Below are 13,824 nucleotides of genomic sequence, written 5' to 3'. Positions count from 1 at the left end.
TAAAACTATAAGGTTACTTTGTAAAGGTTCTCGTTTTCACGCAAAATTTTACGAACTCTTCTAATCATTCAAGAATTTACCGCCTTAGTGTTAAACTATTGTTTTTTGCGGAATACGTATGCTTTTTTGTAATTCTTGCAAAAAATATGCTAAAAAAAGATCATTTTAAGTGATGAAACACTATCCATATAAGAAAACGAATGATGTGAAACTTCCAATGAGTGACCCAAGGACGAGAAGTTTAAGTTCAAATTAATGTGATTACGTGATTGTTGATTCTCTGAGTCACATAGTAGCATAGGGCATTACATACATTAAGCAGTCGAAGCCTATCATCTTCGACTGCTTTTCTGTATTGTATAACTTTAATAAATTATTTAAGTTGTAAAATGCCTTTTGACACAATGATACGAGCATTAAATTTTTCATATGATGCATAAATTGGGTAGGCAAATGCAAGGAAAACGAAAGCGGTTGGTATTTTTTCGATAAATGGCCAAAATCCTGCGATATAGGTTTGAAGTGTGACTCCGATGAATATGAAAATAGGTGCAACAATAATCGCTAGCACTAATAGCCAAGGAGTAACTTTTGTTTCTTTGAATTTTGCGCCACAGTGTGGGCATTCCATTGTAAAGGGATTTGAATATTTTTGAAAGGTTTCTTCTGTAATTGAATGGCCGCAGTTCGGGCAGGGTAGTGATGAGTCCATAGTAATGATAATCCCCTTAATATAAGTATGTTTTCGTTATTATTATACTAAGAGTTATTCAATTATTAACAGGTACTTTATAATTATGTTATGTAATTTTTTACATAGTATTTATGAATATAGATTGTTTTTTGGCGGCTCGAATTACATCTTTGGCAGCTGATTTTAATTAATAGATCATTATACTTCTTTCGTTATTAAAAAGGGTTTCAAGATTCTAAATTGACGGAAGTTTCTTACATTTTGAAGTGTAATAGATTAATATAGTAATGAAATGGTTTATTCACGGAGAGTTAGAAAGGAGCATCAAGATGAATGAGGGGTTTATGTATGTAGAGGGCAGTGAAATTGTTATCAATACACGTTCAGTTCAAGTTGCAAATATAGAAAATGACGAACCATTTATTATTAATGATCAAGAAGTTTCTTTGAAGAAAGTTGAATTAAGTAGTGATTTTATTCATGAGATTCCCTATTCAATGAATAAATTGGTGTACAAAGTTACGATTGATAATTTTAAAGAAGATCGTGATCTTTCCTTTCGGTTAGTTTGTGGTGATGATGAATACTTTTTTGCCATCCAAGAAGATTATCTTCAGTTATTGGACAATGAAAGTAGTGATTATATTGAGTTGTTAAATCAAGTTTCTCCGAAAGTCGAGATATTGAGTCATTCAGATAAGGAGACTGCTGTTGAGGCGAAGATTAATAAACAACAGGTGAATTATTTGTTAGATCATTCAGTAAATCAAAGCCTTTCCACTAATGAACTTGCAAATAAGAACAGTTTTTACATTGTATTAAATAAGTTTAGTAAGGAAACGAGTGAACTCGGTCTGTTTAAGTTACTACCAGATGGAACGTCTTCTTTTCGAAAAGTTAAGTTAGCTGAAGAAGGTGAGCAGGAGATTAGTGAAAAACCTATTGCCATCATCGTTCACGGATTGGTTTCAAGTATTAGCGATTCCTATTTTAGTTTGTTTGACTATCTTCAAAAGGCTTATGAAGTATATGGGTTTGAGTACCTTACTGTCGATGAGCGTATAAGTGTAAATGGAGAATTTTTAGCTAGTGGAGTGAATCATTTAAAGAAAAAGTTTCCCGATAAAGAGATACTCATTGTTTCCCATAGTATGGGCGGATTAGTGAGTAGGTCAGCAACTAGTAAATATGCGGCCCCGTTTAATAAATTGATAATGGCTGGTACACCTAATAATGGTTCGATTCTAATCACTGTACCGATATTAGCGAGGATGTGTTTAATCGCAAACGGTGTTTTTGGAAGTGGTAGGCGCTCAATTAAAAGTGAAGACTTTTGGGATTTAATAAGAGAGAAAAAATTAAGAGGTTTCGAAGATCTTGCGAATGATTCGGGGTTTGTTACGGAATTAAATGCTGCTGATATTTTAGATTCTGACAAGAAGTACTTTGCTATAACAGGAAAGTATTTGGGTCTTTCAAATGATATTTTAGTAAATATTGATAATATGATATCCGTGAATGAAATAAAGATGGCTCACATTTCCACGAGTTGGAATCATTTTAATTACTATGAAGGTGAGGAAGTTAAGAATTACGTTGGAGAAGCAATTAGGTATTTAAAGTGAGGAATATTTGTTAGATAGAACAAATAGAATTTGAAAAGGGTTGATTGAAGTGTTAATCTTTATTAAAATTTTAGTTTGGATCGTTTTTACCGCATTGATATTTTATATTATATTTAGCTGGAAAGGAAAAATCAATTCAACCAATTTAACTTCTATTCGGAAAACTTGGTATGGAATATACCTTTTTGGTGCATTAGTATATTGGACAGACAAGCCCAGCAGTATAATAAACGATTGGAAAAATTATTTAATTGTTGCAGTCATTTTTATGTTGGTGGATGCTTTTATATTTTTAAGTCTATATTTAAAAAAGGTTGGAAATAATGAGCTACACAGTCTACCTGAGACTATTAATGAATTAAGTGATAAAATAGGTGATAATAAAGAAAAAATACGAATAACACGTAGTATTTTGCTTAGCGATTCGATAATCGGGTATTATGAAAGTAACGAAGAATACTTTGATGGATTGAAAAGTATCATTCAAGAATATGCTGAATGTGAAAGATTAATCATTAAATTCTTTAGCTATAACACCAAGTTGGAAAAAGAAGAATTAATGAATCGACACAAAAGAAAGAACTTTATAAATATTGATACTCAACTTAATTTATTGGAGACTTATTATAGTAGTGACAGTAAATTAGCTTTGTATCCTTTTACATTGAATGATTCTATTTATGTATTAGAGATTAGAACGACTAAGTCAATTAGTGAGGTCGATATTTTACTGGTGGATATATTAATTAATATGTTTACCCTATCTTCTGAGCTTTACATTATAGAGGGAGGAATATCAAATGACTAATTATGTAGTTGACCGCGAGGGAGAATATCGCAGAAAAATGAATATTAAAAGATCAATCGTTACTTCTCCTAAAGTTGGTCAAAGTCCAGAAACAAAACGGTTGAAGGAATTAAAGAAGGAAATTTCACAAAGTATTAATAAATCCAAACTTGTATTGGGTAAAGATTTCGAATGAAAATTCACAACGAATTCGTTGTGAATTTTTTTGTTTCACCGCATATACTAAATAAAAAAGGGGTAAGGTGGTTATTCTTGGAAAAAAAGAAGCAGTCAATGAAATTAATTTCCGGAAAAATTCATCCTTCACCTTCGGACATTGCCCTTATAAAGAAAAAAGAAGAGGTTTTAAGTTTCTTGGAGAAAATTAAAAGAACCATATTTTTATAAATGACAGGGTAAGAATTGACTGAAAGATTAATCAGGTGATAGGAAGAAAGAAGCGGCCAAATGCATGTTGGTCGCTTCTGTTTTATCTTTTTATTAAATCATTTTTGTTTGGTGATGGATGCTTACTTGATGGGATCCACTGTAGTTGCATCCTTGGTATTAAGAGCAAGCGTAAGGGAATAAACAAAGGTTCCGAACAAGATACCTAAGCACATAAGCATTCCAAGAGTGACAGCTAAATAGTACGTCATGTACAACCTCCTTTTTGAAGTATATGCAAGGGGGCTGCACATGATTTATAAAAGATTAGTAGATAGTGGACAAGTTTAGTTGTTATGGGATTTAGAATCAGTGTATCCTCACATAGTCTAACAAAAGAATTAAATTAGGCAGTTGTGACAAAAGAAAAAGAACAAGAATTGGAGAAATAAAAAAACAGCGGTGAGGACTGAGTCTCATTAGTTTACTAACTGGTGAGGGGCCTTCTCTTTCATGTTTCTCGTCATATGCGCATAGACCTTCAATTGTTAGTGTGTCTAATAATTGGGCTGCAGTGTTTAAACCCTCTTTTAATCTTGGATCTTTCAAAGTGTTGTAAGGCTTGACCATATGAATTACTAATTTACTAAATAAAAACCACGAATTGAGAAGACCTTTCTTAAGTTTACTAACTTAGGGGAGGGTCTTTTTTTCTGTGTTCTGAAACAAAGTAATTAATGCTCAGGAATCATCAGCAATTCAAAAAAGTTAGTCAATGTTATTGGTATTAGTGGGATTAGTTGACAAAAAAACTATAATGTTGCATTCTATTAAAGTTCATAAAATTAAATTCATTAAACATATATTAATATCTTATTTCTGGAGATTTCAAGATAAGGGAGACTAGTATTTTTAATAGAGCAAAGGGTACACGAGGCTAAAAGGGCATGTCATGTCTTCGGTCTTGAACTTCCACTGAACCCTTTCTCACCAGAAAGAAGAAAGAGCGTCAGATTAGCACAGTTATATCAATTCTTTCAAAATCTAATTGCCTGTTTTGAGCTGCAAAGTTTTACTACGATAAATATATAGTTTGGTTTGAACTAGTTGGGAAAACAGAGATGTTTTGTCAAATGAGAGTATTAGAATGGAGATGTAAAATTGGTTGATTTAAGAGCAGCGGAAAGAAAGTTCCGTCCCGAAATAGAAGGGGTAAGAGCTGTTGCTGCGTTATTGGTCGCAGTATATCATATTTGGATAGGATCTGTTTCCGGCGGAGTGGATGTTTTTTTTATTGTGTCAGGGTTCTTAATTACAACTTCTTTGTTGTCAAAAATGGAGAGGGAAGGGCGGATCAATCTTTTTGAGTATTTGTTAGGGCTGGCAAGAAGATTATTCCCAATCGCTTTTACGGTCCTTTTGTTTACAACACTTTTTTCTATTCTGATCTTGCCTGAGACGGTTTGGAAACAAACCATTCCTGAAATCTTTTCTTCGGCATTTTACTTTCAGAATTGGCAGTTGGCGAACACAGCTGTAGATTATTTGGCTAAAGACAATATAGCCAGTCCGTTTCAACATTTCTGGGCTTTGTCTATTCAAGGACAATTTTATGTTACATGGCCTTTAATCATTATATTGGCATATTTTATTGCAACAAAGATATTTAAACTGCCTGTCCGAAAGACTCTTTTGGCTGTGCTGAGCATCATTTTCACCGTTTCCCTAGGCTATTCAATTTATATAACCTCCGCAAATCAGCCTTGGGCGTATTTTGATACGTTTGCCCGTGTGTGGGAGTTCAGTTTAGGTGGGATTTTGGCGCTATTAATCCCATATTTGAAGTTTAAGAAGTCAATAAGTTTTGTTATAGGATGGGTCGGTTTGGTGGTCATATGCTTTACTGGTATTCTTTTACCTGTATCGAATGTTTTCCCCGGATATGCTGCGTTATTGCCGACTACAGGTGTAATGTTAGTAATCCTTGCTGCGGAGAATGGTAGCCGTTTTGGAGTAGAAAAATTATTAGGTTCAAAACCGTTTTTATACTTAGGAAATATTTCTTACGGATTTTATTTGTGGCATTGGCCAGTCCTGATTTTCTATTCCACATACATGGGCACTGACAAGGTATCGCTTCAAGGTGGATTAGCCATTTTGTTGGGATCGTTCACTTTATCAATTATGTCCGTAAACATTCTTGAAGCACGTATAAGGAAAATTAGCGTCAAGCAATCGAAAGTTAAGCTTGCAGGAATTTTAGCAGCATTAATGCTCCCAGTAATCTTCGTAGCTACATCTTGGGGAATTTATGTAGATAAACTCCAAGAGGGTCTCAATGAAGAATATACTGTTGAAGATTACCCTGCTGGGAATACCAATTCTGCGATAGATGAAAATATCGTTGAAGATTATCCCGGTGCGCGCTCCATTTCACACAATATTAAGCAGAATCCAGATATAGAGCCGATACCTACGGCAGTTAATGCCAAACATGATTTTCCTTTATTTTACGGTGATAAGGATTGCTACAGCAATAGTAAGGAAGATGGAGTAACTAAATGTTCTTACGGTGAAACAGACAATCCGGACTACACGATTGCACTTGTAGGCGGTTCTCATTCCGGTCACTGGTTCCCTGCTTTAGAAATTGTGTCTGAAAGGCAGAACTTGCAAATTGATTTATACAATAAAGACGCTTGCAGGTTTTCTGGTGATAATTTTGGAGGACGATTGTCAAAATCTTGTATGGAGTGGAATGACGCTGTAATGGAACCATTACTATCTGATCCTCCAGATTTAGTAATCACCACAGCAAACGTCAGTAGTGGCGATACAATACCGGCAGGATACCTCAGTAAGTGGAAAGAGCTTGAAGGGATCACAAAAGTGTTTGCTATCCGTGATAATCCGAGGATGATTGAGGATCCCCCTTCGTGCGTGGAAAAAAATCCCGATCAATGTTCAAGGCCGAGGGAAGATGCCTTACCTGCAATCCCTCCATGGGAAAACACAGAGAACATACCGGACAATGTAATCTTTGCCGATATGACGGATTATTTCTGTGATGAGGAAACGTGCTCTCCTGTCATTGGAAATGTTTTAGTGTATCGTGACACCCACCATATCACAGCTTCCTATTCAAAGACTATGGCTCCGGCCTTGGAAGAACATATTGTTAAAGCTTTGGAAAACTTGAAGTAAAACTAAGACTGTTCTATCACAACAGTTCTATTAAGGTCTTTCAACAATTCACTGAATTGTTGAAAGACCTTTTTTCTAATCCACTAGTTAATTGTCTGTATATTTCAGCTTGTTACTTACTTACCAAGTATTTCTTTGAAGAATACATTAGGTATCGATAATATAACCGCATTTTTATTGAAAGGAGGTAAAAAAATAAAAAGCACCTTATTCAGATGCTTATTGCTTAGACGAATAAATTTTACTTATTCTTGTATAGAATCCACGATCTCTTATTTGTTTCAATGCGGTTGGTCTTGTATTTAATAAGAACACTTCCGACTCTTCCCAGGAAGAATCCGTGGTTACCGCCCGCCAACTACTATTGGCACGTTCACCTGAATAGGCTTTGACAAGACCAATTGCAATCGTCTTTTAAAAGATAAATAAAGAAGCTGCCGAAATTGTATCTTCGGCAGCTTCCTTATTCTAAAAGTGCGTGATTATTCTCTAGTTAACCAAATCAAAAATACTCTGTATGCTAAAGGGAGCAAAAACGCCGCAAGATTGCCTGTAAGAAAAGAGACGAGTGAGGTGACGTTTAGTCACCTCACTCGTCTTTTCATTCATTAGGTAATGATGCAGCAGGTTGCCACCCATAGCGATCCGGATACCATAGCTTATACTATAAACATTAGCGATCAAGAAACATAGTCGAAACAGTAATGAATCTTAACTCCAAATTTCAATAAGGTTTTCATCATCCGTTAATACTGCTTCTAACGCTTTTTTCCCAATCTTCACGCCGCCTTGACGATAACGGTTTTGAAGACTCTCAAAATCTACTTCATTTCCGTTAACAGTTAAAGTACCTTCTTGATTAGATAAATGGTAGCGAATCGTTACGGGTTTTCCATAAACGACAAATGAACATTCCAAGCCATCTAATGAAGAAGGAAGGACTGGGTCAATTTCTAAGTGGTCAGCTTGTTGGCGAATGCCTAAACCGTTTGAAATTAACTGGTTCATGTAAATTCCAGGTCCGCTTGAATAAATGCGCCATCCACCTTTAACTGAAACTTGGCCGGTTCTTAATTCGTTGAAGCGGTCTTGTGCTTCATAACGGGTTTTGAAGTTCCCGTCTGAACTACTAAAGTATGCATTGCTTTGGCGTTTTTGAGCATTTGATACGACTTTCGTGATACCGATTGGATTGATCGTTTCAAGACCTTTCCACACTTCTTCTGTGCGACCGAGTTTTGCCATGGCTTCGACAAAACGAATGTGGGCATGTACATATTGCAAGCCGATTTCACGTCCGAAGTTGGATGCTTGTTCTGCACGTTTAAAGTGTTTGCTCACACCACCTTCGTAATTAGCAGGTCGATTCATTAATCGAACGCCGTCTGGGCAGTAGAAATGCTCTTTAATCAAAGCTTCATGGCTGGCAGCTTCTTCAGGTGTTAATAATTCACTGATCATGCCTCGAGTCATTGGCAATAAACGATAGTTGATGCCTGTTTTATGATCACTTGGGTGAACCATGTTTTCCGGGTTTTCAGGGTCTTCGAAATAAAGAAAACCTGGGATAACGCCTGTATTTAGCATATACGTTTTAAAGTCTTTTTCGATGCCTTCTGCTAAGTTCATTAACTCATCGGATTCCTGTGGATTCACAGTTTGTAAGCTTGTAGCAAGATTACGGATCGTTTGGAAGGTAAGAGCAACTGTCCAGCTGCTTACCATATATTGTTTAAGTTTTGGATTGGCTGGTTGCAGTGTATCGTCCCAGTCGCCATCTCCATATGAAGAAAGATGTGTGTCATGCAAGAAGTTATCTTTGATCGACTTTATTTGTTTTCTGACATGGTCCATCAATGTGGCTGGTGCTGTGAATGAAAAATCAGAGCGGTCCGTGTAAGGGATTGTCATGTTCAAAATTTCAACGTCATTTGTTGCAGTCAGATAATCCGCCACTACTTTAATTGGCCACACAATGACGTCGCCGTGGCTGTGATCTTGTTGGATTGTTTGATATTTATCAAACATGAACCATTGTGGCCATTCACCGGTATCTTCATATTGGTGAGAGTACAAGGTTTTAATAATATCTTTTACGCTGTCGTATTGATGAGTCGCAAGGAAATATTCGGTTGGTCCCTGACAAACGTCTCTCGTTCCCCAAGCAGCTCCGCCGTATTGCTCGAGACCGTGTGGAACGGAATAGTGAACGAGCATATTGTGCGTATACCACCAGGAGATTGCGTTTACTTTTTCAACAGATTCTTGATTAGCAGGTAGTGACAAAGCAAATCCATTCATCACGCCTTTGTAATACGTTTGATAACGTGATTTTTCAAGGTCGAAATCAAGCTCCTCGAAATGGTCGAATTCGCCAACTAAAGACCCTTCCACCGTTAAGGCCCAGTTACTCGTGTTGTTGATTTCTAAAGAAACGAGTGAGGCTTCTTTTAGTTTAGATACAATCATATCAGCCCCATGAAGTTTAAAACGATAAGCAAGATTAGGATGTACATGGGCACTGTCAGAAGTTGAATCTGCTGCAACGATAAATGAATTGTCGTTTTCAACCTCTAAGTGGAAAGGAGCATCATATTCATTGTTATTCATCGTTATTTGATTGGTGACCATGAAATCATACGTCTTATTATGTGAAGAAGAAACATGCAAAGTTACTGCTTTTTTATCAACAACAGTAAAGCTCGTAATGGTCAGTTCGTCGTCAGCAAGCTTATAGATCCAGCGAGCATAATTGAATCCTAGTTCGTAAACAGCTGGCATCGTCAATAATTGATACTCGCCATCAAGTTTTACATAAATACGCTGACCCGATGTCTTCATGATATTTAAGGGATTGCGAACATTGGATAATAGTTTGTTCATCGATGTATTTCCTAAAACGAGCTGGGCATTAAATACGCCCGGCATATAAGAAGTGGAAGTGATGACCGGTTCACCGAGTTGATGATTTTCTCCACTCATCAGGATATGGCCATGTGAACGTTCTAATTGAAGCTCTTTTTCTTTCATCACAACATGTTCATACGTTGGTGTAAAGAAGGATAACAATGACTCGCCATCCCATTCTTCTAATAGTTTCTCTGGATAAAGCGCATCAAGCTCAGCTGATGTCATCGCCGAAGATGAAATGGTTCCGGCTCCTGAGAAAGCTAGATCATGAGGTGAATCAATCGTCTTAAATGAAACCTCTTCTTTCTCTATTCCATCCCAAGCATGTTGGATTTCTTGTATAAATATTGGGCTCTTCACTGCATTTGGATGGTGGCTAGCAAGCGCACCATAAAATACAAAATAAGTCTTCCCTGTGAGACTTATTTTTTCACTTTGTAGAGCTGTATAAGCAAATTCATATTGATACGTTTCATTCGCTAAAGAAGCCTTCGTCAAAGCTTCGGGGATATCGGTTTCTTTGTAACTTAAACCGAAAAATTGAAATCCATCTGTAGAGTAGCCGATATTTTTCTCTAATGATCCTTGTTGAAGGTAAGGGAAGTCGTCACCTTGTTGCTGATTTTGCCGTGTGCACACGGTAAAACCAGACGTATCTTCAAATACGGCATGGTCTAAGTACTGAGCGTTATATGCTTCGTTAGAACGAAGCGCATTTAGGTGAGCCACTCCTACATCTTGTCCATACACCAAGTCCACATCAAGCTGTTCTCCGTCTAAGTTTACTTCCCAAAACCACATTTGTTCATTGGCCAAATGGAAGATCACTTCATAGTCAATCCCGGGAACAGTTCCAGCCCATTTTGCCTTATTTGCAGAAGTCGAAAAAGTACTCGTCGATTTCACACCAAGAAGGGGGTAGAAGTCTATTTTGTCGTTACTAAAAATGCGCAAGAAAATATTATTGATTGAGCCGTCGATAGCATTACCAATAAGCTGGTTAACCATCATGTTTTTATGGGAGATAGTTGATACATCTCCTGAGGGAAGAAAATTCACTTGTGTATCACCAGTTTGAAGTTGGTATGTCTTAGTTGTATTTGCAGTCATGGTTAGTTCCTCCCTTGTGATATCAATTGGAATGAATGTGAAAGGACATCTTTGCTATTCGTTCCTACATATAAAACGAATGAGCCATTATCACTCTTAAATGAAAGGTCCGCATGGTGGTAACGAAGTTGATCTTCGGTAATCGTAAAGGTCACTTGTTGCGTTTCGCCAGGCTCGAGTATAATGCTTTGGAAGCCTTTTAATTCTTTCAATGGTCGAACTACTTCTCCAACGACATCTTGAATATAAAACTGAACAATTTCTTCACCAGTGAAGTGACCAATATTTGAAACAGACACAGTCGCTGTGATTTCAGAGTCCTTCGTTAGTTGAGTCGAAGTAAGTTCAAGGTCTGAATAGCTAAACTGCGTATAACTTAGTCCGAAGCCGAAAGGGTACAACGGATCGTTTGGTGCATCTAGATATTGAGATACATAGCGTTCTTGTGCATCGGGTGCACCTTGTGGTCGACCTGTATTGAAGTGATTATAGTAAACGGGTACTTGTCCAACGCTATCAGGGAAAGACATCGTCAGTTTTCCTGAAGGAATTGTTACACCATAAAGAAGGTCTACAAGTGCATTTCCGCCTTCACTTCCTGGGTACCACGCTTCAAGCACGGCATCACTGTATTCAATGACTCCATGAAGGTCGAGTGGACGTCCGTTAAATAAAAGCGTAATAATTGGTTTTCCACAAGTGGCTAATGCTTTAAGTAACTCCAGTTGAGGAGCGGGTAATTGAATGTTCGTTCGACAACCTGCTTCGCCACTCATTTCACTATCTTCACCAACTGCGACAACGATTACATCAGCATTCGACGCTGCTTGAACAGCTTCTTCCAGCTGTTGTTGTGTAATCGTTTCTACATGGCAACCAGTGGCAACATTCAGCTGATTAGTAGGAAGATGTTTTTCAAATGCTTGCTTTAATGTCACGGCTTCTTCTCTAACCCCAAGTGCTGACCAAGGCCCTAAAATATCGCYGCTATCCGCAAATGGTCCGATTAATGCAATATTCTTGTTGCTAGTAAGAGGGAGTATGTGATTGTCGTTTTTCAATAGAACACAAGATTTGGTTGCGAGTTCACGTGATACTTGAAGATGATCTGGATGGCTGACCACTTGTTCTTCAAGCTCCACATCAGCGCCCCTATAAGGTTGTTCAAATAATCCGAGTTTCTCTTTTAATGTAAGAATGCGAAGAACTGATTCGTCAATTATGCTTTCCTCAATCGCACCTTCCGTCACAAGTTCAGCTAAATGTTGAACATAACAGGCAGTCATCATTTCAATATCGACACCCGCTTTTATTGCTTTCAATGCGGCTTCTTTGTCATCTTCAGCAACGCCATGAGGAATCAATTCCTTTACGGCGCCCCAATCCGAGATTAGAACGCCATCAAAGCCCCATTCTTCACGAAGTAGACTTCTCATTAACTTCTCATTACCTGTTGCAGGAATGMCATCTACTGTATTAAACGCAGTCATGACCATTTCACAACCTTCATCAAGAGCGGCTTTATAGGCAGGGAGATACGATTCTCTAAGTTGTCTTTCTGAAAGATCCACAGTGTTGTAATCTCGACCTGCTTCAGCAGCCCCATAAGCGGCGAAATGTTTGACACAAGCAGCTACAGATTGAAGGTCGTTTGATAAGTCTTGCCCTTGAAATCCATTGACAAAGGCTTTCGCGAATACTTGATTTAAATAAGGATCTTCACCTGTCGATTCCATCACGCGTCCCCAACGAGGGTCACGGACTAAATCGACCATTGGAGCAAATGTAACATGTACACCAGAAACTGCGGCTTCTTTTGCTGCGATTTCTGCACTTTTTTGAGCAAGCTCAGTGTCCCAACTACATGCGATTGCTAAAGGCACTGGGAAAATGGTTTTGTATCCATGAATAATATCCGCCATGAACAACAGAGGGATACCAAGTCGATTATTTTCTAGATGTTTCTTTTGAATCGAAATTACTTCAGCAGCACCCGAGACACCGAGTACGGAACCAGCGTGTTCAATATTTTCGCCGCTGATCGGCATTGCAGCCATCGGTCCGGTTATATGCCCTTGCTCAGTTGAGCCTTTGAAGAAAGGTCCTGCAAGCTGAAGTAACTGAGCGATTTTTTCATTTAATGTCATCTGTTTCATCAGGCTTTGAATGGTTGAAGTAGTCATTAAATAACCTCCATCTACTATATTTTGTGAAACGTTTCACTTTGACGTGATCTATACGATTCTTCCTTATTACAATATAAAAGGGATACATTCAACTGTATCGAATAGCTTAATAGTAGAACTATATTCAGAACAAAGATAGGGATTTAAGGACTGTATATAGTTATTTTCAAATAATAGGAGAAATATATTCTAACCCATGCTGTGTTTTCCATTATGTAAATGGAAATAATTAATTATTTCGAAAAACAGTTGTAAGCGTATTCAATTTTCATTATAATAGAATTATCGAAACGTTTCAACAGCGTAACGATTATATTTATTAAATGATAATATGATGGTTTCAAAGATTCGTTTATTCACACAAGACCAAAATAGAAAAGGAGATGGAAATCAAATGAAGAAAAAAGGATTGGTTTACTCGACGGTTTTAGCAGTTGCATTATCAGGTATTTTAGCTGGTTGTGGTAACGGGGAAAAAGGTAGCGAAGATGGAGACAAAACATTATCAGTCTGGGCAATGGGCGGAGAAGGTAAGTTGCTAAGTGAAATGACAGCAAAATTTGAAGAAGAAAACCCAGGTTTGGATGTAAAAGTACAAGCTATTCCTTGGGAATCTGCTCACGATAAGCTATTAACAGCTGTAGCATCGGGCAATGGTCCTGACGTATTACAACTAGGGACAACATGGGTTTCAGAATTTGCAGATGCAGGTGCCTTGCTTGATCTAACTGAACATATGGAAGATCACCCTGAATTTGATCCTGAAAACTATTTTGAAGGTGCTCAATCTTCCATGATGTATGACGATAAAGTGATTGGTATTCCTTGGTATGTAGAAACACGTACGATGTACTATCGCACCGATTTATTAGAAGAAGTAGGGTATTCAGAGCCTCCAGCTACATGGGATGAACTAAAAGA

General features: G+C 37.5%; 10 protein-coding genes. 6 read left to right on the top strand and 4 right to left on the bottom strand.

Features of this window, described 5'->3' with window-relative positions:
- Positions 1-373: 373 nt before the first annotated feature.
- Entirely contained in the window at positions 374-712 is a 339-nt protein-coding gene (locus AC1DOS_RS12095) for an FmdB family zinc ribbon protein (protein WP_477537701.1), read from the bottom strand.
- Positions 713-1,023: 311 nt separating this feature from the next.
- Between AC1DOS_RS12095 and AC1DOS_RS12090 the strand changes: the two genes are divergently transcribed.
- From AC1DOS_RS12090 to AC1DOS_RS12075, 4 genes are all read left to right on the top strand, one after another.
- Positions 1,024-2,319: an esterase/lipase family protein gene (locus AC1DOS_RS12090; protein ID WP_477537700.1), complete on the top strand. Its 1,296-nt coding sequence runs from the start codon at positions 1,024-1,026 to the stop codon at positions 2,317-2,319.
- Positions 2,320-2,368: 49 nt separating this feature from the next.
- Complete coding sequence (locus AC1DOS_RS12085) at positions 2,369-3,127, top strand: type II toxin-antitoxin system SpoIISA family toxin (RefSeq protein ID WP_477537699.1); 759 nt, start codon at positions 2,369-2,371, stop codon at positions 3,125-3,127.
- Entirely contained in the window at positions 3,120-3,302 is a 183-nt protein-coding gene (locus AC1DOS_RS12080; RefSeq protein WP_477537698.1) for a hypothetical protein, read from the top strand. Before AC1DOS_RS12085 ends, AC1DOS_RS12080 begins: the two co-directional genes overlap by 8 nt.
- A gap of 77 nt (positions 3,303-3,379) precedes the next feature.
- Positions 3,380-3,514 (top strand): hypothetical protein, encoded by a 135-nt coding sequence (locus AC1DOS_RS12075; protein WP_255421014.1) that lies wholly within the window; start codon positions 3,380-3,382, stop codon positions 3,512-3,514.
- 122 nt (positions 3,515-3,636) lie between these two features.
- On the opposite strand, the gene AC1DOS_RS12070 is transcribed toward AC1DOS_RS12075, so the two are convergent.
- Positions 3,637-3,765: a hypothetical protein gene (locus AC1DOS_RS12070; protein WP_477537697.1), complete on the bottom strand. Its 129-nt coding sequence runs from the start codon at positions 3,763-3,765 to the stop codon at positions 3,637-3,639.
- Positions 3,766-4,654: 889 nt separating this feature from the next.
- On the opposite strand from AC1DOS_RS12070, the gene AC1DOS_RS12065 reads away from it, so the two are divergent.
- Positions 4,655-6,697, top strand: coding sequence for an acyltransferase family protein (locus AC1DOS_RS12065; protein ID WP_477537696.1), 2,043 nt, complete (start codon positions 4,655-4,657; stop codon positions 6,695-6,697).
- A 711-nt stretch (positions 6,698-7,408) separates the two neighbouring features.
- On the opposite strand, the gene AC1DOS_RS12060 is transcribed toward AC1DOS_RS12065, so the two are convergent.
- A complete protein-coding gene (locus tag AC1DOS_RS12060) occupies positions 7,409-10,717 on the bottom strand; it encodes a GH36-type glycosyl hydrolase domain-containing protein (RefSeq protein ID WP_477537695.1) in 3,309 nt (1,102 codons plus the stop codon).
- A gap of 2 nt (positions 10,718-10,719) precedes the next feature.
- Positions 10,720-12,900 (bottom strand): glycoside hydrolase family 3 N-terminal domain-containing protein, encoded by a 2,181-nt coding sequence (locus AC1DOS_RS12055; protein ID WP_477537694.1) that lies wholly within the window; start codon positions 12,898-12,900, stop codon positions 10,720-10,722.
- Between the two features lie 397 nt (positions 12,901-13,297).
- Here AC1DOS_RS12055 and AC1DOS_RS12050 point away from each other — a divergent pair.
- The coding region (locus AC1DOS_RS12050; protein ID WP_477537693.1) for an extracellular solute-binding protein at positions 13,298-13,824 on the top strand (527 nt) is incomplete at its 3' end.

It is taken from the genome of Paenisporosarcina sp. P5_A11 (assembly GCF_056400705.1).
The sequence above is the reverse complement of the archived record's forward strand: the minus strand, read 5'-3'. Positions and strand labels throughout refer to the sequence as shown.